The sequence below is a fragment of the Sphingobacterium ginsenosidimutans genome, assembly GCF_039536865.1.
Taxonomy (GTDB): domain Bacteria; phylum Bacteroidota; class Bacteroidia; order Sphingobacteriales; family Sphingobacteriaceae; genus Sphingobacterium; species Sphingobacterium detergens.
Genome location: NZ_BAAAZK010000008.1, coordinates 146,128 through 172,371, shown reverse-complemented (window position 1 = coordinate 172,371; position 26,244 = coordinate 146,128). Strand labels below are relative to the sequence as shown.

The following is a 26,244-nucleotide window of genomic DNA, read 5'->3' as shown; positions in this document are numbered from 1 at the left end:
TTAAAATGAAAAGAAATAATAGAATATATATAACAATTGCACTGATCTGTGGAGTGAATTTGTCGTCTTGCAATAAATTCCTTGATGAAATGCCCGACAATCGTGCAAAACTCGATACCGAAGCAAAAATTGACAAATTATTGGTATCCGCATATCCACAAACAGCTTATTTAGTGAGTGCAGAGCTATCATCTGATAATGTGGATGATTATGGCCCTACCAATCCAAATGGAGAACGTTTTATGGAGGAGTTGTTTCGATGGAAGGAAATCACTGACAATCAGGATGAGGTGCCTAAAGATGTTTGGGAAGCCTGCTATACAGCAATCGCAAGTGCGAATGCCTCCTTACAAGCAATACAAGAAATGGGAAATCCCAGCAGTTTGAGCCCACAACGGGGAGAGGCTTTGGCAGTACGAGCATACAATCATTTTATACTTGTTAATTTGTTTGCACAGCATTATACTAAAGAAAATGCAGCAACAGATTTAGGTGTCACGTATATGACAGAACCTGAGGTTGTGCTGGATCCAAAATACCAGCGTAATACAGTACAGGAGGTATACGATCATCTGATCAAGGATTTAGATGAGGCTATTCCATTAATAGACGACTCTTCCTTTGGATCTACCCCCAAATATCATATGAATTCCAGAGCTGCCAATGCTTTAAGAGCACGAATTGCATTATACATGCAGGACTGGGAGAAAGCTGTCAGTTTCTCAAATGCAGCTATAGGTGTCAATCCAGTAAGTTTACAACGAAATTACGCTAGGATCGCCGCTGAGGCTGTGGGGACTAGAGGATTCCCAAATGGAGCAATATCCTATAACAAAAGTGAAGAAAAGTCTAATCTGATGGTAGCAACTGCAGGGACACAGCATGGCGTAATATTTGGGCCATATTCTTTTGGATCGAGATACTCACATGGTGCACTACTAGGGGACACAGAAACAACAATGGCAGCCGGACCTTATGGACAATTAGCTTCCACTGGTTATGTATTACGTGCTTTTGTTTATGCAGGAACAAATTTAGATAAGGTATTATTCCCCCGTGTTTCTTATATGTTTGAGTATACGGATCCTGTGGCGGGAATTGGATATGCACGTGGAGCGTATGCGCCATTTACAACGGAAGAAACAATGTTGGTAAGAGCCGAAGCACTTATTCATCTCAAACGTTATGATGAAGCAGTCGTGGATATGAAGCGATGGGTGGACAATGCATTGGTAAGACCTCCGGCAACTTTTAATGTAGCTACAATTAATACGTGGGCGAACGGGATAAATTATTCTTCTGCCAGAATACCCACAGCTAAGAAAAAATTGGATCCTAAGATGATTTCTTTTGAGGCTGGTACGCAGGAAAATATGCTCCATGCGCTACTCTTTTTACGACGTGTAGAAACATTGCATATGGGCTTGAGGTGGTTTGATGTTAAACGCTATGGTATTGAAGTAGAAAGACGTGTGTTGAGTTCATCTGGTGCAGTGGCTTCTGTGGAGACAGAAACAAAATTGATTGCACGGGATAAGAGAGCAGCTTTACAAATACCATCTGAAGTTATTGCCGCAGGTTTAACCCCTAATCCAAGATAATTATGAAAATATTAAATAAGATTAATGTATTGTTGTTTTTTTCGGTGCTCTTATTTTCATGCTCTGAAGAAAAATTGAGCCCGGATAGCATATTTGTAGATAAGAAGGCAGAACGCAATGAATTAGATAATTATATTCAACAAAAATATACAAAGGATTATAATATTGCTATACTTTATAAGTTTGTTGAAAAGGAGTCGGATTTAAATTATAATTTGAGTCCAGCGAGCTATGAAAGCTCTGTCCGAATGACCAAATTATTGTATTATCTCGGTATTGAACCCTATGATAAAATTACAGGGAGTAAGGACTTTATCAAAAAATATTTCCCTAAGTTATTAAACTACATTGGCTCGCCTGCGTATCGAAATAATGGAACATTTGTATTGGGTACAGCGGAAGGCGGTGTTAAGATCACCCTTTATTTGTTGAATGAATTGAACGAGGAAACGGGGAAAGATGTCGCTTTTCTCAATGAATATTATTTTCATACCATGCACCATGAATTTGGTCATATTTTACACCAAACTAAGGGATATCCCGCTTCTTTTGAACAGATTACTGGAGCCAGTTATGTCTCCGATTCATGGAGTGATATCTATGAAATTGATTCCGATGCCGCGGCGGCGGGTTTTGTTTCTCCTTATGCTTCAAAAGAGCCAAACGAGGATTTTGTAGAGACTTATTCATATTACATTACCTTGTCACCAGCACAATGGAACCAACGCATAAGTAGTGGCGGAGCAGAAGGTAAAGCATTGATCGAAGCAAAACTTGATATCGTACGTACTTATTTCCAAAATGTATGGAATATTAATTTGGATGAGCTACGTGATGAGATTTTAGCTAGACAAGCGGATTTACCCAACTTTGATCAGACATCTTTAAAATAAGAAATTATGAAATTGAAATATTTAATGATCTTAATCTTACTTCCGTTTTTATTGGCTACTTCATGTAAACGGGACGAGGATAGAATATTTGATGCTAATGCGACAGTCCGTATGACTGAAGCCGTGCAGCAAGCATATACGGTCTTACAGGCAAACAAAGCCGGATGGATGATGAAGTTTTATCCAAGCAACAACCAGGAATTTGGCGGTTATACAATCTTCAGTAAATTTATATCTAAGGAAGAAGTAATTGTCGCTTCTGATCCTTTTTCCGGTTTTAAAACAAGTACCTATTCGGTCAACCCGGAATCAGGTCCGGTGCTTTCATTTGACGGTTACAATAAGAACATTCACTGGTTTTCAGAGCCTGGAAAGGATAACGGCGGGATTGGAGCAGATGATAGTGGTATGCGTGGTGATTTTGAGTTTATAGTACTTAAAGCGACAGCGGATTCAGTGGTGTTGAAAGGAAAGAAAAGTGGGAGCCATTTAGTGATGTTACCTTTAAAGGGAACTGAGTTTGAGAGTATGTCTGCATCTTATCAAGAAGCCGCAATCAAATTTAAGGAGTTTGAGATTTATCAATTAGAAACAGCTGGAAACAAAGTTGTCGAGCTAGGTTTCGATCCGAAAATGCGTGTATTTAGTAATCCAAATGATCCTTCAGCAAAAGATATATCGTTTCGAGTAGTTCCAGGTGGTTTGGAATTCTATCAGCCGTATACGATAGCAGGGAAATCGGTAGAACGTGTTGATTATGTTGCGCCAACAAATGCGTATCCATATGGGTATTATACGGATAAGGATAAGACTTTGAAGATAATTCCGGCTCCAACACCGCTTAACCGTTGGTTCGTAAATAACTTATGGTCTATGTCCTATAAAAATACCGGAACATTGGGTAAAACCTACTGGAATGCTGCTAAAGTTTCATTAGATAAAAATGGAATTATTGTCAATAATGCTTATATCGGTAGTATTCAGGGGAATACAGGGCTTATTTTTGTTTTACAGAATGGAGCCGTTTTTGGTGGTATCACCTTTTTCCTTGATCCCGTGGAAGAAACTGAAGATCAAGTCTATATTGAACTAGAAGGGTATGGGATCGGAAATTTCACCGGTGCTTATTGGAACGGAGGAATAAATACGTTAGCTACACCATTTAACAGAAGAACATTTAAGATTACTTCTGAAGATGCGATGAAACCGACAACTATTACGTTAACAGATATTGGAATTCCTAGTAATACATTTAAATTGACGTTGGATGATATTGATGATCCATTGAACAATTAAGTATAGCTATTTATCTAAACAAAAATTTTAGATTTAAATTGAAGAATCCTCAACAAATTGTTGAGGATTCTTTTTGTCTCGTTAATATTTTGTGACAATAAAATCCAAAAATATTGTCATCTCTCTTAATATTTCACTATTCGCTAATATTTTGTTTTTAATCACCTCAAGGCGGTTCCTTTTTCGTTTTATAATAAATATGAGCGATGTGATCCCAGGGGAAAAATGAAAAAATATTCCTTTTGAAATATTTTTCTTGTAAATAATAAAAAATATTAGCCATTTTTATAGCACAATTATTAAACATCCTCATAAGATGTACATATATGTCCTAAAATATCCACCTATAGAATACAATAGCTGGGAGAGGAAGTAATCTAACTATGCAGAAGGAAGAAGTATTATTCAAAACACATTACAATGGGCTATGTCATTTTGCGTGGAAGATATTAGGTGATCTTACGATCGCAGAGGACCTGGTGCAAGATGCGTTTATCGCCTATTTTAAACATACGGACCAAGTCAGTGATAATGAGATTGCAATAAAAAATTATCTGTATAGTTCGGTACGTTTTGCCTGCTATAATCACATACGCCATGAAAAGGTGCGTCAGAAGTATTGGAATGTAGTGGGTTTTACTGAAGAGGATAATACGGCGCTTGAATTGAATATGATTCATAGTGAGCTCATTCAGGAGATCTATAAAATTATTGAACAAATGCCAGCCTCTTGTCAGCAGGTCTTTCGGTTAGGATACCTTGAAGGTCTGTCTAATCTGGAGATCACTAAAGAACTCCAAATTAGCATTAACACCGTGAAAACTCAAAAACAACGCGGTATGAAAATGCTGCTAAAACGCCTAAACCCTGAATTTATCCCGCTTGTTATTTTTTTGTTAAAAAATATTTAAATTCTTGTCACCCCTTTTTTAGTCTTGCGTTTCTTTAATGTAATATATGAAAGAAAACACAGGACATATTGCAAAAATACTTCGGAAGTTCCTGAGTGGTAACTTGACCGAAGAAGAGCAAAACCAGTTTGATGATTGGTTAAATGCTAGTCCGCAGAATAAACAATTTTTGGAATCTTTTCGCCAAGCAACGAATATAGAGGAAGATTTGTCCATTGTTCGCAAATTGGATGCGAATAAGGCTTGGGACAAACTAAATAATAAAAATCGTACTGGAGTAAAATCAATCAGAAAGTGGTCTTTGGGAATTGCCGCTTCCCTTACATTTTTAATTGGATGTTTTGCACTATGGCGAACAGAATTGACGGCTAATATCCCAAAAGAAAGACCTGTTGTTGCTATACAGAAACAAGATATTGCGCCAGCGACAAGTGGGGCAATCTTAGTGCTGGCTGACGGAACAAAAATCCCACTGAATAACGATTCTACGAAAACACTGACTAAAAACAATAATCTTATTGGCAATAGCAATGAATTGATCGTTAAAGGCACAGATCAAGCTATTCCTGTACAATATAATTCATTAATTGTCCCAAAGGCGAGTTTCTATAAAATGACGTTGGCTGATGGTACAAGAGTTTGGGTCAATGCACTTTCTCAACTGAAATTTCCTGCGCAATTTTCAAAAACAGAACGCCGGGTCTTTCTGGACGGCGAGGCTTATTTTGAAGTTGCACACAATCCGAATCAACCCTTTATTGTTGAGTCCAAAGGGAATGAAATCAAAGTGTTAGGGACACATTTTAATGTGAATTCTTATTCTGAGCAGGTTCGTACAACGCTCGCAGAAGGAAAAGTTGAAGTAATAAGAAATAACCAGCATGTGGAATTATCACCCGGAGAATATGTATGGTCTTCAAGGGATAATCTGATCAAGGGAGAGGCGGATTTGCAACGCGATCTGTCCTGGCACAATAACGAGTTTTATTTCAAGAAGGAAACGATCGTAGATATCGCACATCAATTATCGAGATGGTATGATCTGGATGTGAAATTCAGGGGAAATGTACAGCTGGATAAGGAGTATACCGGAAGTATCGAGCGAGATGTTAAATTATCGCAAGTGCTGGAAATGTTATCCTATGTAAGTAACCTCAAATTTGAAGTGGATGGAAAACAATTGATTATAGAAACGAAAAGCTAGAAATATAATCCTGAACTAAACCCAAACCGGCTGCTTATGACAAATTAATACCTATCCAAAAGACCTTAGAAAAGAGAACAGGAATGTTAGCGCATCCCTGTTCAGAAAATGTGATTATCAGGTCCTAAATTAAAAAGTGAACAATTAAACCCCAATTAACCACAAAGTGTAAATGTATGAATAACTTACCATTTAGCAAAAGGTGGTCCTTGATCCCTCAAGATCCACGTTTTTGTAAACCCCTGCGTATTATGAAAATTAGTACATGTCTTCTATTCGCATTTGTTACAGGTGTACATGCTAAAGGCACTGCCCAGAAAGTCACCTTAAACATGCGAAATGCACGCATTGAAGAGGCATTATCTGCAATCTCCAAGCAGTCTCATCTGCGCGTATTGTACAGTGAAAATCTGAATTCGAAAGCGAGAATTTCGGTCAATGTCAAGAACGCCACTGTTGAGGAAGCTCTCAACGCTGTATTGAAAAATAATAATATTGACTATAAGATTATTGCCAATACAATCTCTGTCAACAGTAATTTAAAATCTACCAATTCAAATACATCCACTGCATCGTTACAGCAAGCTATTACTGGCACAGTTAGGGATAAAGACGGAAAAGGACTGAGTGGTGCTACAGTAACTGTAAAAGGAACTTCAGTTTCTACTCAAACCGATGAACAGGGACGATTTAAGATCAATGCCCCCAGTACTGCCACATTAATTGTCAGATATGTCGGATTTACCGAAATGGAAGTCGCTGTAAATGGCCGGGCAAATGTTCCTATAGTTTTAACGTCCTTAGACAACCAGCTAGATGTTGTTGATGTTGTCGCTACTGGTTACCAAAATATCGATCGTAAATTGTTCACGGGAGCATCCTCCAAAATAAATGCAAAGGATGCTGAACGGAGCGGTGTCCCCGATATTACGAGAATGTTAGAGGGGCAGGCAGCCGGAGTTTCTGTTCAGAACGTTTCCGGAACCTTTGGGGCTGCACCTAAAGTTCGCGTCAGGGGAGCGACTTCATTGTCTGGAGATAATAAGCCTTTGTGGGTCGTTGATGGAATTATCTTGGAAGATGTGGTCAATATTTCCAATGAGGCCCTTTCTTCGGGAGATGCCAATACCTTACTAGGGTCATCGGTGGCGGGCTTGAATCCGGATGATATTGCCTCCTTTACCATTCTAAAAGATGCAGCGGCAACAGCGATGTATGGTGCACGTGCCATGAATGGTGTCATTGTGGTCAATACAAAAAGAGGGGTGAATACCGAAGGTAAAGCGAAAGTAAATTATTCTGGAACATTTACGACTTATTTAAAGCCGAGCTATAGTCAGTTTGATATCATGAATTCGGCCGAACAGATGTCTGTTTTGCTGGAAATGGAAAATAAAGGCTATCTGGACCACGCTGCGGTCGCCAATGCTGCAAATGGGGGTGTTTTTACAAAAATGTATAATCAAATGTATGTTTATGATGAAAATACGGATTATTTTGCATTGAAAAACACTCGGGGCGAAAGACTTAAATTTTTAGAAAGATACACCAAAGCCAATACGGATTGGTTTGATGTGCTTTTTAAGAATTCATTACTACAAGAACATTCATTGAGTATCACTTCGGGATCGAGCAAAGCACAGACCTATATTTCGACAAGTTACACAGGAGATAATGGACAGACTTTAGTCGACAATGTGAAACGTTTTACAGGGAATATACGCCAAAACGTTAAATTCTCAGATAAATTTTCAGCGGAACTATTGATCAATGGTTCAATTCGGGATCAGAAAGCACCGGGTACATTGACGCGTCAATCGGATCCAGTTTACGGTTCTTACTCAAGAGATTTTGATATCAATCCTTATTCGTATGCATTAAATACCAGTAGGTTGATAACACCATATAATGAAGATGGTAGTTTAGAATATTTTACCCGAAACTATGCTCCTTTCAACATTATTAACGAGTTGAATACAAATTATATGCAGCTGCGAATGATTGATTTGAAGATACAAGGTGGTATCAAGTATCGGATCATGCCATCTTTGGTTTACTCGATTGATGCGGCTTATCGTTACGCGCTTTCTGAAAGAAATCATTCCGTCTTGGAGAACTCCAATATGGCCTCGACGTTTCGTGCAAATGCAAATACAATCGTCAATGATGGTAATAATTTCTTGTATAAAGATCCTGATTTTCCAAACGACCCATCCGTTGTTATTTTGCCTAATGGGGGTTTCTTCAATACAACCAATAACGATATCAAAAATTACTATTTCAGACATAATTTAGAATTCGATAAACAATTTAACAAAGACCATCGTCTTAATTTATTTGGCTCAATGGAGATCAGAATGGCTGATCGTCAAAATTCGGATTATGACGGGGTAGGATATCAATTTGCAAACGGTGGATTGGTGAATCCGAATTATAAATATTTCAAAAAAATGATCGAAACCGGTGATGCTTATTTTGGTATGAATCATGGGAAAGATCGAAACGTCGCTTTTATGCTACGTGGGGCCTACAGTTTTGCTGAAAAATATTCTATCAATGCGACCGTTCGATACGATGGCTCCAATAAAATGGGATCGACAAGTAATGTGCGATGGTTGCCAACCTGGAACATCTCAGGAGCGTGGAACATAGATCAGGAAGACTTCTTCAATAAAAGTGATGTGTTCAGTTCCTTACGTCTGAGAGGTACTTATGGTTTAGTGGCCAATATGGGCGATGCTTCCAATTCTACAACATTATATTATAATCGGATTACCTACCGCCCTTACGAGAATGAAAAGGAGACATCAATCAATATTTCCAGTTTAGCCAATAGTCAGCTTACATGGGAGAAATTGTATGAATTCAATGTCGGTACTGATATCGGTTTGTTCAATGACAAGGTGAATATCACCATGGATTACTATAGAAGAAATATCTTCGATCTTTTGGGTAATTTGAAAACTTCGGGAATCGGTGGCCAAAATACCAAATATGCGAATTATGGAAAAATGAAGTCTTCGGGTTTCGAGTTTACCATCGCGGGAACTCCTATAAGAAGAGAGTCATTTAAATGGCGAACCCAGTTTAATTTTGCTTATAATACGAACAAGATCACGGAGCTTGAGGTAAACCCGAACATCTGGAATCTCGTTCGTGCTGAAGGGGCTCCAATGAAAGGATATGCGCAGCGCGGATTGTTTTCACTCCAATTTGATGGGTTAAATCCCCAATATGGTTATCCAACATACGTTGGTGTAAATGGAGAACGGAATGAGCCTTATATTTATCTGCAGAACACGACCGATGTTAAATACCTGAAATATCACGGTCCGGTAGATCCGACATTTACTGGTGGATTTTATAATAATTTTTCGTACAAGGCTTTCACCTTATCGACACTCTTCACATTTGCAACAGGCAATTATGTGCGGTTACAGCCAACTTTCTCCGCGACCTATTCTGATATGAATTCCATGTCAAAGGATATGATCAACCGCTGGCAAATGCCCGGAGATGAAAGGGTGACCAATATCCCAGCGATATTGGATAAGTTCACGGCAGATAACAGGATATATAGACCGAATGGATCAACAACAGATGCGATCTATCCGTATAATGTATACAACTACTCCGATCAGCGGGTTGCCAAGGGCGATTTTATTCGTTTAAAAAATGTAGCCATATCCTATGAGTTGCCCAAAACTTTGGTGTCAAAGCTGCGATTCAGTACAGCGCAGATTTCGCTGGTGGGAAATAATATAGCCCTACTATATTCTGATAAAAAACTGAATGGTGCTGACCCCGAGTTTTTTAATAATGGTGGTGTAGCGATGCCAATTCCTAGACAGTACACATTGGCCGTGAAATTGGGATTCTAAAAAATGAACAAGATGAAAAGAAACTATAAACAAATTATACTCTTAACATTAGGTCTCTCGGTGTTGAATACAAGCTGTAACAAATACCTCGAAGAAGAACCTGATATGCGTACGCAGATTAACACCGTGGAGAAGCTTTCACAGCTTTTGGTGACAGCCTATCCGGATAGGAATTATTATACGTTTGCGGAAACAGCTTCGGATAACGCTGAAGATAAAAGTGCAGCTTTGGCTGGCCATAATAATGAGCCTTTTATCAGTCTTTACAATTGGAATGTCGTACAAGAGACAGGAAATGGTTCGCCAACTGAGTACTGGAATGCTTGCTACCGTGCAGTAGCTGTTACTAATGAAGCCTTGGCTGCGATAGAAAAAGAGAATTTCGGTGCCGCCGCGGACCAATATAAAGGCGAAGCTTTGGTAGCCAGAGCATATTCAATTTTTATGCTATCCATTTTCTTTAGCAATCCATATCATATTGGAGGAGACAATTCGGGCTTAGGAATTCCATACCCGCTAAAGCCTGAGACAACGACCAGACCGGTTTATGAGCGTGGGACCGTAGAATCAACTTACGCACAGATAGAAAAAGACCTTGAGCAAGGTTTATCACTATTAAAAGGCGCAAAATACGAAGTTCCTCATTACCATTTTACGCAACAGGCAGCATTTGCTTTCGCAACACGTTTTTACCTCTTCAAAGGTAACTGGGATAAAGCGATTCAATATGCCTCAGCTGTTTATCCAGATGGCAATTTCAAAGGAAATATCCGTCAGTATGTAACGGATTTAAATCCGAGATCCTATGCGGAATATCGGCAAGAGTATACAAAGGCAAGCAAGTCATGGAATCTGCTATTAGCGAATACATATTCCGTTTTTCAGCGCGGTAGTGGGGCTGGAAATGCGCGCTATAGTTTTGGGGAGACGGTAAAAAATATCTATACCGGTAATACAGTCTATGGTGCTAAATTGATCAATAAATTTGGGGTATATACAGCACCAAACTATACGACAAACAAGTTTAATGAATTATTCTATTACACAAACTTTCAAGCGGGAACTGGGTATCCTTACATTATGGCACCGCTTTTAACTGCCGATGAGGTATTATTGAATCGTGCTGAGGCATATGTGCAAAAAGGAAGTTATGATTTGGCTTTAAAGGATCTCAATGACTTTGGTACAGCCAATATAGATGCGTATAACCCTACAGCGCACACCTTGACTATTCCGAAAATTAAGGATTATTTTCAGACTAATGCTGGCATAAGTAATTTATCGGATAAAGATGCGGTGATCATGGCTATTCTTGAAATAAAACGTATTGCATTTATGCAGGAAGGAATTCGCTGGATGGATATTCTAAGACATGGCTTGACTGTAAAACACAATTTTATAGAAGCAAGTGGAAACGAAACATTCCAAACATTGGATAAAAATGATCCAAGACGAGTATTTCAAATTCCTCAAGATGCTATTAATACTGGAATTCCTGCTAACCCAAGATAGATATTGATGTTATGAAAAGATATTTCCAATATATTATTACAGGCTGTGTGCTTGCAATAATGACAATTACATCCTGTTCTAAAGATAGTGATAAGCTGGATGTTGACATGAATAGTTTTAACACTGATCCCGAGGGAAACAGTGAAGTGGATCAATGGCTGATGAGCGAATTGACGGATCCCTTTAATATAGAAGTGATTTACCGTTTTGATCGTAACTTGACTGATGTCTCCAAAGATATTGCCCCGGTTGCCATAGATAAAGTTAAACCGATGATGGAGGCAGTATTAAACCTTTATCTGAAACCTTATCAAAAGGTTGCAGGGAATAAATTTATCAAAACACTTGCTCCTAAACAGTACCTATTATATGGCTCGGTTTCTTACAATACAAATGGATCTGTTACCTTAGGTACAGCTGATGGAGGGCGGAAGGTGACACTATATGGAGTTAATAGCTTCAATTCTGCAACAGTAGAAGGAGATAATGGTGTACGTCGTAAATTAAGAACAATACATCATGAATTTACCCATATTCTAAATCAGAATGTGCCTATTCCATCAGATTTTGAGGCTGTGACTAAAGGTGATTATTATGCAGATTGGACGAACTCGTCCAATACAGATGCGGTAGCGAAATCTTTGGGTTTTGTAAGCCGTTACGCCCGGGGACAGTATTCAGAAGATTTTGCGGAGATGACTGCTCATCTTTTGGTCGAAGGACAGGTCTGGTTTGATAATTATGTCGTTTCAGCACCACTAGCTGCCCAGCAGAAATTGCGCAAAAAAGAAGAAATTGTGGTTCGTTATTTCAAAGATGCTTTTGATGTTGACTTTCGGGTATTACAAACCGAAGTTCAGAATGCTTTCAAAACATTATATAATGCAAAAGATCCAAATGACTTGACACAAACTTTGGCCAATTGGATCAATACCAATAAAGTTGCTACAATTACTTTTGATCCGAATTCTCCAATTTATGACAAATATGGGATATCTTCAACATTCAAAACGGTCTGGAACAACTTTAAAAATGCTGTTTCTACACAGGAGCCTTCAGGAAATAGACGTTATCCACAGACATTACAGCTGCGTTTTTCATCGGATAATATCATGACACTTCGTGTTACTTACTTAAATAACGCACAGACTTCTACGTTGTTTGCAGATTATGATTTCGATCTTAAATCAAATACTAGTAATGGAGAAGTGATTTTTAGTAAACGTATGCCGGAAGGTACCACGACGGCACATGGCAATGGTGGTACTGTATATTTCAAAGATCATTTTGAACGATTTCTACTGCCATATTTTACAAATAGGATTTTTATTGCTGATTGGCTTCCATCTGGAATCAGTTCAACTGATCCACTATACCGCACCTACGGTGGATTTTATGAAAAGGGAGCTACAGCAAATTATTTTTATGGACCAATAGAACTTAAATAATATGAACAGGATATTTTTGAATTTTTTGGCGGGTTGTCTTCTTTTTGCTGTAGCATGTAAGAAGGACGATGTCGAGAATGTGTTTGGACAAAAACCAGAAGAGCGTATTTCCGATACGCTTACTTTTATCAGAAATGAATTGGTCAATGCACCCAATGGTTGGAAGGGGGGATTTTCTACCGGAGCAAAAGGTGGATTTGGATTCTATTTTAATTTTAAAAATGATCAGACCGTGGATATGTTGAGTGATTACTCGACTTCTTCTGGGAATGAATTAAAATCATCCACCTATCGTGTTTCGCCTCTATTTACACCAACGCTGATTTTTGATACCTACAATTATATTACGATTATGCAGGATCCGGCTCCAGATGCCGGCGGTGCCGCCGGATCAGGATTTAAAAGTGATATTGAGTTTCTTTATGAACGACACAATGCGGATACACTATTCTTTACGGGTAAAAAATACCGTCAGCCTTTTACATTGATCAGGCTTTCAAAAGAAGAACAAGAAAGCTATTTAAATGGGGGATTGAACAAATTCAATACTGATTTTACAAATCTCTTGAACAATAACTACGGCTTTACTTACTTTGATAATGCCGGCGGGGGAAAGATCAGCCTTGAAATAGATTATGTTGGTAAGATGGCTAATTTTGTCTACGTTAATTCTTCCGGTGGAATTGATAGTGTCTATCAGACTTCTTATTACACAACCTCTTCATCTTACAATTTGGTTAAGCCCGTTAAGATTGTGGATAAACAGATCAGAAGCTTTGTGATAAAGGGAAGTGCGATTGAGGGTGAAAGTACGGACAATACCGCGATAACATTGAAAAGCCAGACGTCTCCCGCACTTTATAGCGTGTCGGATGCCTTTGGAAATAGTAAACCGTTTAAAAAGATGGTTAGCAGAGGTAAAGTCAATGGTGTAGATGCAAACGTCGCTATTTTTGATCGGGTAAACGAACTGTTCAAGGCAAGTGGACGTACGATTAACAATATGTACTTTACAATGACAAATAGCAGTTCAGCCATCTTCTATATCAATTATACGTCTGGAACCTCAACGTTTATTGCTTCGGCAACTTATACCTATAGACGGGAAGCAGATCGAATTTATTTGAAACGCACTGGTATTGATGGTGGAAATAATTGGAGTACAAGGGCAACACAGGTAAAACCTGTTGATGATCTATTCGGAGATGGTTCAAAAGAACTGGAATTTAAGTTTGATTGGGTCTTCAGTTCGGATTCCAATGTAAAACTTCCGGTAGCGGCAATCCGGTCTGTCGCTAATCCGACAAATATGCTGTATGGTAAGTTGCAGATCCAATAATGGATATTGTTTCTGCTAATTGTGGATAAATTAGAATTATAATGGAGAAATCGCCAAGACTATATCAATTGTAGTCTTGGCGTTTTTTGTAAAGGTAACCAAGATCTCAGTAAGTGATTAATTAAGGGTGTCGTACAATAAGTTTGAGAAACAATATTTCTGCTAGTTGTTATTATTGTCAGAATTTTTTATTTTCCAGAAGATCATTGCATTTTTCTAAAACAGTGTAATGTCTTCTTTCCATTTATCGCGGTCTGTTTTTATTGTTTCTTTCGAGTAAACATGCCTCTATTTCAGGAGATTCCTTAGTAAAATCATATGCTATTTCTTTTCCATAAACAAGCAATATAGCGAAGTCTAAATCGGCTTTTTTTATATGTGAATAGTACGTTGTTTTGTCATATCTAACACACTTAACCAATTTAGTTTTATTGACGTTTATTTGAGTAACTATTTTGTTTAAATTGATTCATAAAGATAAAATCGATGATTTTGCAGGGTGGTTTTTAACGAGAGTCTAGTGCATCGTATTCTGAGTTTTCCACATTGTGTTAATAACGATGTGGAAAACTTGTTTTTAAGATGGTTTGGATGACTACGGCGTGAAAATGCTTCAAATTGCACTATGGCGGTGTCATTTTGCGGAACAAGATGTTGATACGCCCCTGTTTCTAGATTGTTTCGCCCTAGGTTGGTGGTATTTTGTCAGGGGGAATTTTCATTTCGCCGTCCGGCGGAATCGTTTTCTCTTCTGTCTGTTTCATTTCGACGCCTATCTAAGCGAACAATCCTCCAGTCAGTGCCATACAAACAGGAGACTTGTTCATTCTGACGGGCAACTAATTCATTCTGGCCTGTGAAAATGTTAAACTCCGGTCCGTCGGATTGGTTTCGCTACAGGACTAAATCGTTCAGATACTCGGGGAAATGTCAAAGTTGGAGCGCGAAATCGAGCATTCGGAGTGTAATCTTACACTTTACTTCGCTATTCGTTATGGATGCCATGCTGTCGAAATGATTTCCTCGGAAATGACAGTCATCTTGATCATCAAGGTATTAAGGTCGCTTAACAAGAAATTCACCTCGAATTAAATGTAATGCAATTTTTCTACGGCCATTATCTTTTACCGTCCGATCCCCCTCATTCGCCGACTTTTTCCTCTTGTTAGTCTAAATGTAATAAAATCGTAGGCTGCGTTGTCTTAATTTTGAATCAGAAACCATCATGAGCTATATCAACTTACTAATAAAAAGATCGGACCTTTTGCTCATGATAGCTTCATTGCCAATAAGAAAAAAATTAAAGAATGAAAGTTGAAGGAAATGTTGCAACAAAATCAACATCCCTACGACTACTAGGAAAGAGACAATAAAAAACTAACAATATAAAGTAGAAACGATTATGAAAACTTTAGTAAAGACATTTGCAGCAGCAGCTTTGATGGCAGTATCAACATTTACAATGGCTGCAGGTAACCCTGGTAAAACATTGAACCTATCCACTGCAGACTTAGCTATTGATAGCTATGTATCTGTCATGACAGAAGGTATATCGGGTGGTGTTGAGCAACTATTCGCTTCCGATTTCAGCCAAAAGATTCAAGGCGAAACTAGACGTACCAATACACGTTCAGAGGTCATTTCTTTTTTGAAAAAACAAAAAGGTGAAAAACTAAACTGTAGTACCAATACAGAGATCCTAGAGGAGTCCGAAAATTATATGGTGGCGCGGATTACGATGAAGTTCGAAACATTTACCAAAACCGATCTGGTTACCTTGGTAAATGAAGCCGGTAGCTGGAAGGTCGCGAGTTCGGTAAACTCATACAAATAGCAACTGTTTAATTAAATTCATATGTTTATTTTTGGCCACGTCGTGATGATGTGGCTATTTTTTTTTGTTAACTGATATAAAGACTTCAATAAGCCTAAAGCTTAAATCGACCTACCGCGTTATTGGAGATAGTTAAGTTCGAGGAAAAGATTGGGTTGTCATGTTTTTGGGTTTTAAACATAGTTATTAACATTGTGTGGAAAACATAGCTTCTTTAATTGTAGTTATGTTGAATATAGGTAATGATTATTTAACCTGTCAATTTCTAATTTACTTAAGAGATTTATTAAATTGCGCGGATATTAAGAACTATTATGAAATATTATCTGCATTTGTCAGTCAAACTTATTTGTTTTCTTCTATTCAATCTGTGTGGATTGAGTCTTTCAGCACAAATCGCCTTTACCACATATCATAAAAAAGATGGTGATGAAACAGAACAAAAAGATTCTGCCTATTTTTTAAGGACAGTCCATGTGGATGCCAAGGGCAAAGATAAAATCTATCGAATTGAGGAGTATTATCTGCGTAACGACTCTATCAAACTCAACGGTGTCAGTAAGAATGCACGTAACCCATTCCAATTTCAAGGTAAAAAATATGAATTCTATGAAAATGGTACATTAAAGAGCCTAGAGAATTTTACCGATGAAGGAGAACTCGTAGATTCTGCATTTTACTTATATCCCAATAATAAGTTGAAAATGATGGTTTTTTATCCCAGTGAACTTTACAAAAAGAAGTTGCAGGTTAAAAAACCGATCTACATTGTATATTATGATTCTCTTCAGAACAAGACATTGGAGAATGGAAATGGACGTATTCGCTTTAATGTAGAAGGAAAAGAGGAGTATGAAGAAGGTGAAATTGTTAATAATTTACGTGAGGGAGAGTGGAAAGGAAGGGCCGGACAAGATTCCTTTGTAGAAAACTATAATCAGGATCGGTTATTATCAGGTACTTTAATAAAAGAGGATGGCGCTATTATTCAATATGATTCAACAACATATAAAGTCAATCCAGAGTATCCGGGAGGAACATACAAGATGATGACTTTTGTTGCTAATAATTTTGACTACCCAAAAGAGGCAATGAAAAATGGTGTAAGCGGTATTTTGGAGATAGGTTTTGTTATTAATAAAGTTGGCCAGGTCGAGGATATTAAAGTCAAACAGGATTTGGGTTTTGGTACTGGGGAAGCAGGTATACGTGTTGTGAAAAAACTAGGGAAATGGAAACCGGGAATGCGACGAGGGAAGCCTGTACGTGTTGCATATACACTGCCAATACGATTGAATTTAATGAGATAAAAATCAGAAACTCATTTAAAGCTAAAAAGCCTCCCATTGGGAGGCTTTCTTTGTTAAAGGTTCTCGCAGAACTATTTTTTCAGGCCTTCAGCCTCCTGTATAATACTTTCGACTACTGTCGGATCTAGCCAAAGTAGATATGTCACTTAAATTATTGATATCTCTGTTCTCTTTCCAATTTATCCTAAAAAGTATTTTGCTAAACGATAATTATGAAAAAAAGTTTATATTTATCGTAGTGCTTATGATGCTTTTTAGTATCAATATATTGTTTTTATCTAAACATATGTTTTGCTAATTCTTAAGTGCTGTTTTGTTTTATATCAATAATAACTTAACCGTGATTTCTAAATTTCCCAATTATAAACAAATGGATGTGATGGACTGTGGTGCCACTTGCCTTCGTATGATCTTTAAATACTACGGCCAGTCTGTATCTATCCATAAAATTCGTAAACTCTGTCAGACAAAAAATACCGGAGTTAACTTGTTGGGAATAAGTGAAGCTGCTGAAAAACTTGGTTTTCGAACCTATGGCGTTAGATTGACACTAGAACAGCTTCAGGAAATTGAACTTCCTTGTATTTTGCATTGGAACCAGAACCATTTTGTGGTACTATATAAAGTAAAACGGGATAAATATTACATTTCGGATCCTGCACTTGGACTTGTTACTTATGACAGTAAGGAATTTGTGCAAAACTGGTACTCGGCAAAAGAACTGCATTCTGGTCTTTCACTGGTCTTGAGCCCAGGCCCTGAGTTTTACCAACTTGATGAGGAGGAGCCCGACCTATCCTTAAAATGGGGGAAGATGTTTAGATATTTTTATAAGTATAAACGTCTTTTTACCCAACTGATATTAGGGATGGTATTGGGAACCATTTTGCAATTGGTCACCCCATTCCTGACACAGTCTGTCGTTGATATAGGAATTAATACCAAAAATATCAGCTTTATCAACCTGATACTGATCGCTCAATTAATGCTGTTTGTCGGTAGTACTGCCGTATCATTTATTCGATCCTGGATTTTGCTGCATATCAGTACACGAGTAAATATCTCGATTCTGACGGATCTACTTATAAAAATCATGAAGTTACCGATGAACTTCTTTGATATAAAAACACATGGAGATCTGATGCAGCGCATGGCCGATCAACAACGAATCGAATCTTTCCTGACGGGGAGTACATTGAATACACTGTTTTCCATAGTGAATATGCTGATCTTTGGGGCTCTGCTTATTGTTTATAACAAAATCATATTTTTGGTATTCTTTGCGGCAACTATACTTTATACGCTATGGATCCTGTTTTTTATGAAGTATAGACGCGAATTGGACAATAAGCGGTTTAAGATATCATCTGAAAATCAGACTTATATGGTCGAGATGATCCAGAGTATCAAAGACATAAAATTAAATAATGCGCAGAAACAAAAACGTTGGGGCTGGGAGGCCTTGCAGGCAAGGCTCTTTAAATTTAAAGTAAAAAGCTTGGCACTGTCCCAATACCAATCTATTGGTTCTATGGCCATCAATCAGACAAAAGGTATAATTATCACCTTTATCAGTGCTAAGGCAGTTATTGATGGTGATATGACACTTGGGGGGATGATGGCTGTTCAATATATCGTAGGAATGGTCAGTAGCCCAGTGGAATCGTTACTCGGTTTTATGCAATCTTTTCAGGACGCTAAGATCAGTATGGAACGGCTTAATGAAATTTATGAAACGGAAGACGAGGAAGATGTGAAAAAGGATTATCTGGACAATTTGCCAGAGAAAAAGGATATCGAGATCCGTAATCTGACTTTTCGCTACTACGGTGCTGGAAACGAACCGATTTTCAATCGTCTGAACTTGAATTTTCCCGCCGGTAAAACCACAGCCATTGTAGGAACCAGTGGAAGTGGGAAAACCACTATTCTAAAATTACTATTACGGTTTTATGAATACGAAGAGGGGGAAATTCTTATCGGTGGAAAACGATTAGAGCAGTTTGATTTCTCTCTTTGGCGAGATAAATGCGGAGCAGTGTTACAGGATAACTATGTATATGCAGATACAATAGAACGTAATATTACTGTCAACGAAGAGTTTCCAGACCAGCAGCGGTTGGATACTGCGATTGAAATTGCTAATCTAAATGAATTTATCGCGGAGCAACCCTTTGGTTTGGCGACCAAAATTGGTACAGCAGGTAAAGGAGTGAGTCAGGGACAACGACAACGTCTGATGATTGCCCGGGCAGTGTACAAGGAACCTCAATTTATATTTTTGGATGAAGCGACCAATTCGCTCGATGCCAATAATGAAAAGGTAATTATTGAAAACCTTGACCGTTTCTTTCAAAAAAGAACAGTAATTGTTGTTGCCCACAGACTTAGCACCGTCAAAAATGCCGATAATATTATCGTATTGGAAAAGGGAAATGTTGTTGAGCAGGGAACGCACACTGAACTTACGGCGTCAAAAGGGAAATATTTCGAATTAGTAAGAAACCAATTGGAATTGGGGAATTAAATAGCTATGAAAGAATCATCGATTATAGAATCAGATATCCATTCAGAAGATTTACAGGATATTATCGCCAAACCGCCATCTTGGCTTTTAAGAAGAGGGATAACATTTATCCTGTTGACAGTATTGCTTATTCTGGGGATGTCTGTATTTATACGTTATCCTGAAACTGTGGATAGTAAGATTAGATTTAATACAACAGATGCTCCCAAAGTCCTTTCTGCTAAGGTCAATGGAAGTCTGGTGAAACTTTTAAAGAAAGACGGTGACTGGGTAGAAGCAGGTGGACCATTAGCCTATTTAGAGAGCACAGCAGATCATGATCAGATTGTGGTGCTTTTGGATAAGCTTCAACAAATACGTCAACAACCGAATGCCACTTATAATCTGGAGGCATTGATCGAGCCAAAGAATCTCAATTTAGGAGAACTACAAGGTGCTTATCAAAACTTCTATCTTTCCTATCTGAGTTATGTCTCCGCCCGGGATCAAGGAATATACCAAAAGCGTCGGTCGGTGATCAATCAAGAAGTTACGAATGTGAATGAACAATATAAAAAGAATAGTCAGTCTTTTGAATTGCAGAAGCAGCAACTTGATCTGGCAGAGAAAGAATACGAAAAGTACAAATTACTGGCTGAAAAGAAGGTGATCAGTCCTGCCGAACTTCAGGAAAAGGAAGCGCTGTTGTTGGCAAAACGCCAGATTATTCCCCAAATGGAAAATAGTTTGATCAGTTATGAAGGAAATATCCTGTCTAAAAATAAGGAACTGGCGGAAATTGAAAATCAGATCGGAGAAGAACAGAAAAAATTTATACAAGCATTAAATAGCTTTATCAGTGAAGCGGAGAACTGGAAAAAACAATATGTCATGACGAGCCCCGTCAGTGGAAAGCTAATTTATGGAGAATTCTTACAGATAAATCAACAGGTTGCCGTCGGACAAAAATTATTCTATATCAATCCCAAAAGTGAAAAATATTATGGCGAGGTATTATTGCCCCAAACTGCTTCAGCGAAAGTGAAGAAAGGTCAAAAAGTTTTGATTAAAGTGAACGGATATCCCTTTGAAGAATACGGTTATTTAAGAGGGAAGGTGGAATATATTTCAGATATTCCGATTCGGGACAGTGTGTTCTTTACGACTGTTGGTCTTGATACGACGGGTAGCAATCCATTGATCCAACTTAAACCTGGGTTATTTGGAGATGGTGAGATCATTACCGAAGATAAATCTATTTTTAGACGTATCTGGAACAATCTGACAAAAAATTTGAGGTTTAAAAACTGATGGAATTGCAACAAAAAGCCCTGTCAAAAATATATTGCAGGGCTTTCTTTGTTAAAGGTTCTTGTGGAACTATTTTTTCAGGCCTTCAGCACCTTGTATGATACCTTCGACTACTGTCGGATCCTGCAAAGTAGATGTGTCACCTAAATTACTGATATCTCCCTCCGCAATCTTGCGTAGAATACGGCGCATGATCTTTCCGGAACGTGTCTTTGGAAGGTCATTGACAAACTGGATAATATCTGGTTTGGCAATAGGACCAATAATGCGCGAAACAGTTTCCATGATATCTTTCTTGGTTGCTTCTGCATCCGTGTGGTGATTAGCGATAACGTAAGCATAGATACCCTGGCCTTTTACCGGATGTGGATAACCGACGATAGCAGATTCCACAACGTCAGCATGCATATTGATCGCGTTCTCTACCTCCGCAGTACCGATACGGTGTCCAGATACATTCAATACATCGTCCACACGGCCTGTGATTTTGTAATATCCTTCTGGACTGCGGTAACAGCCATCGCCCGTAAAATACATGTCTTTGTAAGTGGAGAAGTACGTTTGTCTACAGCGATCATGGTCGCCCCAGGTCGTCCGTAGCATACCCGGCCAAGGGAATTTGATACATAGATTTCCGGTGACATCATTGCCCTCGATTTCTTTTCCATTTTCGTCCATCAACGCCGGTTGTACACCAGGCATTGGGAACATCGCATAACTTGCTTTTTCTGGTGTAACACCAGCTAAAGAAGTGATCAGGTGACCACCATTCTCCGTTTGCCAATAAGTATCAACGACAGGACAGTTCTTTTTACCGACCTTTTCATTAAACCAGTTCCATGCTTCTTCATTGATAGGTTCGCCTACTGAACCTAGTACACGTAGTGAGGAAAGATCGTTTTTATCTACAAACTGATCGCCAAAAGCCATTAATGAACGTAGCGCTGTAGGGGACGTGTAAATGATATTGACTTTAAATTTGTCAACAATATCCCAATAACGGCTGGCATCTGGGAATGTTGGGATACCTTCAAACATCAATGAAGTGGCACCTTGGGATAGTGGCCCGTAGACAATATAGCTATGGCCAGTAATCCAACCGATGTCAGCTGTACAGAAAAATACATCATTTGGTTGATACTGGAAGGTATTCATAAAGGTGTATCCCGTGTAGACCATATAGCCACCACAGGTATGTACAACTCCTTTAGGTTTACCTGTAGATCCAGACGTGTAAAGGATAAACAGGGTATCCTCAGCATCCATTTCTTCTGCTGGGCAGGCTGGATTGCCTTGGGTTTCCACTTTCTTGATCTCATCTTCCCACCATACATCACGGCCTTTGATCATGGATACCGGTGTACGTGTACGTGTTAATACAATGACTTTCTCTACAGTATCACATTGCATCAAAGCATCATCAACAATATTTTTAAGTCCAATGGTTTTATTACCACGGTAGCTGCCATCGGAAGTAACGATCAATTTGCATTCCGCATCCACGATACGATCGGCGATGGAACGTGCCGAGAATCCACCAAAGACAACCGAGTGGATAGCGCCTATACGGGCACAGGCCAATACCGCAATCACCAATTCAGGAACCATCGGTAAATAAATGCAGACACGGTCACCCTTTTTGATATTGTTATTCTTTAATACATTAGCAAATTGTTCAACCTTCTGCAACAATTGTTTATAGGAAAGGATACGATGTGCTTCATTTGGGTCATTTGGCTCCCAGATAATCGCTGGTTTATCGCCATTCGCATAAATATGACGGTCCAGGCAGTTTTCGGTAATATTTAATTTTGCACCATCAAACCATTTGATATTAGGTTCCTCAAAGTTCCAGTTTAGCACTTTATTCCATTTTCTCTTCCAGAAAAAATGATCCGCTATGCTCGCCCAAAACTCCTCAGGTTGTTCTACACTTCGCTTATATTCACTTTGATATTCTTCAAATGATTTTATTTGTAGGCTCATTGTTATAGGATTATTATGAATTATTTTAATTTATAAAGTTATCGTTGCGAAATTGTTTTTAATAGCTCAATTTCGGTGTACAATTTAGCGGTTTTTGCCCATTTTATCAACAATTTGATGTTTAATATAATGTTAAACTACTTTTATCTATCAAGATTGTTATATTGCAGCAAGATTAAACACAGATGTTGTTTCTAAGAAAGATATTCTATATCAGCATTTATACGAATATTTTGATTGCATTGGCCGCCATGGCTCAATGTGCACTGACCTATATCATATTTGAACGTCCGATCAATTGGTCTATTGTCTTGGTTGAGGGGGCAGCAACATTATTGCTCTACAACTTTAGCTTATGGTGGTCTAAACCCCAAAACCCAAAAGAATCAAAATTTGCCCGCACGCGCTGGATATTTAATCACGAGTGGGTGATGTGGCTAAATAATGTCATCGCATTAATTATTCTTGGTTACTGTTTGTTGCACATCCATATTTATTCGTTCTTATTCCTAGGTTTTATTGGAATCTTGAGCTTGTTGTATGGGATGCCGCTGTTTACTTTTCATGATCGCAAAGTTGGGCTTCGGCAAGTTCCTGGAGCGAAAATCTTCCATATCGCCTTGGTTTGGGTATGCAGTAGTGTCGTGCTTCCTTATGTCGAATTGCTCAATATCGGGGACAGGATAGACTCTTGGGTACTTGTTGCACTTTGTGTGCTAAAATTTATATTTTTGATTATTTGCACACTACCTTTTGATATACGCGATATTCAACAGGATTCCTACTATCATTTGAGGACATTGCCCAATATGTTAGGGGAGCAAAAGGCAAAAAGACTTACCTATACTTTATTGCTGTTACATAGTCTCTTAATCCTTATCGCTCCTTATCTGTTATGGATCAAATTGGGGCTGATCTTAACCAATATACTGATTTATGCACTCCTAAAGCTGGCTGTCTTCAAAACGAAAGATCACTACCACTATGCCTACTTATTGGATGGTAGTCTGGTGCTCCAATTTTTGATCGTAGTCTTATTTAGTATTTACTAGGTAATATTGCTTTCATCATCCGATGATGGATTAAAGTTTTTATTTTTTAATATTTGCCCTGCTGCTTTAAAAATGCGATAATCTTATCTGCAGCAACTTCTGATAATTTGTAATAGCTTTCAAAAGTCCAGCCCGCTACATGGGGCGATAAAATGACGTTATCCCTACTGATAAGGTCGGGATACCAGGTCTGTTCCCCAAGTTTGGGGAATTTTTCAACAGGGAGTACATCAAAAGCTGCTCCCAGGATACGGCCCTTATCAAGACCGTTTAGTACGGCCGGAACTTGTACAATCTCACCTCTGGCACCCAACAGGAAAAAGATAGGTTTGTTAAACTTCGATAAATACGCATCATCGATCATTCCCTTTGTCTCGGCAGTCAATGGGATATGGAAACTAATAATATTGGCTTGTTCGTAAATATTTTCCATGCTTGCTTCTTCTGCATACTCGTCAGTATAATTCGTCCGGTATTTGTCGTAAGCCAGTACCTTCACGTCAAAACCAGAAAGCTTTTTGGCCATCGCCATACCATTATGGCCATAACCGATCAAACCAACAGTACGACCTTTAAGCTCATAACCACGGTTGGCTTCACGCAACCATTGACCAGCTCTCACTTGTTGATCACTGCGGTTGAGATTGTTCATCAGACTCAATAACATTCCGATCATATGTTCGCCCACTGCATCTCGGTTTCCCTCATTGGCGGGAATCAAGGTAACCTGCTTTTGAATGGCAATTTCATCGTCGATATTGTCCATTCCTGCTCCAGCACGTGCGATAAAACGGAGGTTGGATGCAAAGTCAAAAAACGGCTTATCTACCTGAAATTTCGAACGAATGACCATTCCGGAGTAGTTAGCAACGATCTTTTCGGTTTCTGCACGGTCGATATCGGGGCGGTAATCATAAGCGATACCCGCCTGCGCAAATTTCTCCAACATAATTTCGTGGATGTCATCGACAATCAAAATATTAGTCTTCATGATTACGGTTAATTTGCATAAAATCTACTGACAATAGTTTGTTTAATTGTTGCTGTTTGAGCCCGTTGGGCATTATTTTCATAAAAAAATTGCGCATGCCAATCAAAAGGGGATTTTCCCATTGGGCGATTTTGCCAATCTGCCAGGAAGTATTACTGATATAGTTGACGCGATCCAATCGACGCGTTTCAAATCGCGAGAAGGCTTGTTGAATGGATGCGGCTGTTTTCAGCTCATCCAGCAACACCGCAACATCTTCTATTGCTTGACAGGCGCCCTGTCCTAAATTGGGGGTAGTGGCGTGACCAGCATCTCCGAGCAAAAGGATATTGTCAAAAGCAAGCTGTTGTAATGGTGCGATATCTATAATGTCGTTCCAGATCAGTTCGGTATCCTTGGTCTCGGACAGAATCGTTGGAATAGGATCGTGGTATTCCTTGAAGTTGTTCAATAATTCTGCTGTGGTCCAGTTTTTTAGCGTCGGATTTTGCTGTATGCTGTTGATGCAGGCATACCAATATACACGATTGCCAACAAGGGGTGTCATTCCAAATCTACCTTTTGAACCCCAGGTTTCAGTGCTTTTTTTGAGTTGGATACTGCTGTTATCTATTGTTGCCCGCCAGCAGGTATAACCTGAATAACGGGGGCTTGAGGCCGGTATCAATTGTTGACGTAATCGTGAATGTACACCATCGGCAATAAGTAATGCAGCTCCTACAGCTTGGCTTCCGTCGGTAAAATGAACACAGACTTGTTCCCCTAACCGTTCAAAGGAAGTCGCGCGTTTGCCAAGGTGAACCTGACTATCGGGAATTTTTGATAAAAGAAACTGGTGCAGGTCCGCCCGATGTATGGCAAAATTGTCCTGATTGTATTTTTTGCTGATGGATTTGGTATTCGGTTCGACCAGAATATTTCCTTTTTGATCCAACACATTATAGGAACCCAGATAATGTCCAATTTGACTGATTTCATCTTTTAATCCCAGATGATCTAGGGCCTGCATGGCATTGGCAGCGAGTCCAAAACCTGCACCTATACCTTTAAGTTCAGCTACACTTTCATAAACATGGGCTTTAAGACCCAATTTTTGAAGGCCTATCGCGGCACATAATCCAGCGATCCCACCGCCAACAATAATAAAAGTGTTATCTGCAAAATTCATA

Annotated in this window: 17 protein-coding genes; 14 read left to right on the top strand and 3 right to left on the bottom strand. The window is 38.8% G+C overall.

All coding sequences use genetic code 11. The features are described from left to right. Window positions 1-5: 5 nt before the first annotated feature. The 13 genes from ABFX33_RS21185 to ABFX33_RS21125 all read left to right on the top strand — a co-directional run bounded on the left by ABFX33_RS21185 (window position 6) and on the right by ABFX33_RS21125 (window position 21,046). Window positions 6-1,601, top strand: a complete 1,596-nt coding sequence (locus tag ABFX33_RS21185) for a RagB/SusD family nutrient uptake outer membrane protein (protein ID WP_346088079.1) — start codon at window positions 6-8, stop codon at window positions 1,599-1,601. Window positions 1,602-1,603: 2 nt separating this feature from the next. After that, window positions 1,604-2,494: a zinc-binding metallopeptidase gene (locus tag ABFX33_RS21180; RefSeq protein ID WP_346088077.1), complete on the top strand. Its 891-nt coding sequence runs from the start codon at window positions 1,604-1,606 to the stop codon at window positions 2,492-2,494. A 6-nt stretch (window positions 2,495-2,500) separates the two neighbouring features. Then, window positions 2,501-3,790: a DUF4302 domain-containing protein gene (locus ABFX33_RS21175; RefSeq protein ID WP_346088076.1), complete on the top strand. Its 1,290-nt coding sequence runs from the start codon at window positions 2,501-2,503 to the stop codon at window positions 3,788-3,790. 383 nt (window positions 3,791-4,173) lie between these two features. Further along, on the top strand, window positions 4,174-4,701 hold the full coding sequence (locus ABFX33_RS21170; RefSeq protein WP_259180179.1) for an RNA polymerase sigma factor: 528 nt from the start codon (window positions 4,174-4,176) through the stop codon (window positions 4,699-4,701). A gap of 46 nt (window positions 4,702-4,747) precedes the next feature. Then, entirely contained in the window at window positions 4,748-5,905 is a 1,158-nt protein-coding gene (locus tag ABFX33_RS21165; RefSeq protein WP_346088074.1) for a FecR family protein, read from the top strand. Between the two features lie 251 nt (window positions 5,906-6,156). Continuing rightward, entirely contained in the window at window positions 6,157-9,786 is a 3,630-nt protein-coding gene (locus ABFX33_RS21160) for a SusC/RagA family TonB-linked outer membrane protein (protein WP_346088072.1), read from the top strand. A gap of 12 nt (window positions 9,787-9,798) precedes the next feature. Then, on the top strand, window positions 9,799-11,298 hold the full coding sequence (locus ABFX33_RS21155) for a RagB/SusD family nutrient uptake outer membrane protein (protein WP_346088070.1): 1,500 nt from the start codon (window positions 9,799-9,801) through the stop codon (window positions 11,296-11,298). 11 nt (window positions 11,299-11,309) lie between these two features. After that, window positions 11,310-12,746, top strand: a complete 1,437-nt coding sequence (locus ABFX33_RS21150; RefSeq protein WP_346088068.1) for a substrate import-associated zinc metallohydrolase lipoprotein — start codon at window positions 11,310-11,312, stop codon at window positions 12,744-12,746. A gap of 1 nt (window position 12,747) precedes the next feature. Next, window positions 12,748-14,085, top strand: a complete 1,338-nt coding sequence (locus ABFX33_RS21145; protein WP_346088067.1) for a DUF4302 domain-containing protein — start codon at window positions 12,748-12,750, stop codon at window positions 14,083-14,085. Between the two features lie 1,402 nt (window positions 14,086-15,487). Next, on the top strand, window positions 15,488-15,919 hold the full coding sequence (locus tag ABFX33_RS21140) for a nuclear transport factor 2 family protein (RefSeq protein WP_346088066.1): 432 nt from the start codon (window positions 15,488-15,490) through the stop codon (window positions 15,917-15,919). A 314-nt stretch (window positions 15,920-16,233) separates the two neighbouring features. After that, the gene (locus ABFX33_RS21135; protein WP_346088064.1) at window positions 16,234-17,229 is read left to right on the top strand and encodes an energy transducer TonB; all 996 of its coding nucleotides are present in this window, start codon (window positions 16,234-16,236) and stop codon (window positions 17,227-17,229) included. A gap of 340 nt (window positions 17,230-17,569) precedes the next feature. Further along, the gene (locus ABFX33_RS21130) at window positions 17,570-19,756 is read left to right on the top strand and encodes a peptidase domain-containing ABC transporter (protein WP_346088063.1); all 2,187 of its coding nucleotides are present in this window, start codon (window positions 17,570-17,572) and stop codon (window positions 19,754-19,756) included. Window positions 19,757-19,762: 6 nt separating this feature from the next. After that, window positions 19,763-21,046: an HlyD family secretion protein gene (locus ABFX33_RS21125; protein ID WP_223581971.1), complete on the top strand. Its 1,284-nt coding sequence runs from the start codon at window positions 19,763-19,765 to the stop codon at window positions 21,044-21,046. Window positions 21,047-21,115: 69 nt separating this feature from the next. Here ABFX33_RS21125 and acs read toward each other — a convergent pair whose 3' ends face one another. Beyond that, on the bottom strand, window positions 21,116-23,032 hold the full coding sequence (acs, locus tag ABFX33_RS21120; protein WP_223581973.1) for an acetate--CoA ligase: 1,917 nt from the start codon (window positions 23,030-23,032) through the stop codon (window positions 21,116-21,118). Window positions 23,033-23,217: 185 nt separating this feature from the next. Here acs and ABFX33_RS21115 point away from each other — a divergent pair, with 185 nt between their 5' ends. After that, on the top strand, window positions 23,218-24,084 hold the full coding sequence (locus tag ABFX33_RS21115; protein WP_346088062.1) for a UbiA prenyltransferase family protein: 867 nt from the start codon (window positions 23,218-23,220) through the stop codon (window positions 24,082-24,084). A gap of 46 nt (window positions 24,085-24,130) precedes the next feature. Here the strand turns inward: ABFX33_RS21115 and ABFX33_RS21110 are convergent, their stop codons facing one another. Together ABFX33_RS21110 and ABFX33_RS21105 are read right to left on the bottom strand one after the other, a co-directional pair. Continuing rightward, window positions 24,131-25,075: an NAD(P)-dependent oxidoreductase gene (locus ABFX33_RS21110; RefSeq protein ID WP_346088061.1), complete on the bottom strand. Its 945-nt coding sequence runs from the start codon at window positions 25,073-25,075 to the stop codon at window positions 24,131-24,133. Further along, window positions 25,065-26,243, bottom strand: coding sequence for an FAD-dependent monooxygenase (locus ABFX33_RS21105; RefSeq protein WP_346088060.1), 1,179 nt, complete (start codon window positions 26,241-26,243; stop codon window positions 25,065-25,067). Before ABFX33_RS21105 ends, ABFX33_RS21110 begins: the two co-directional genes overlap by 11 nt. Between the last annotated feature and the right edge of the window lies 1 nt (window position 26,244).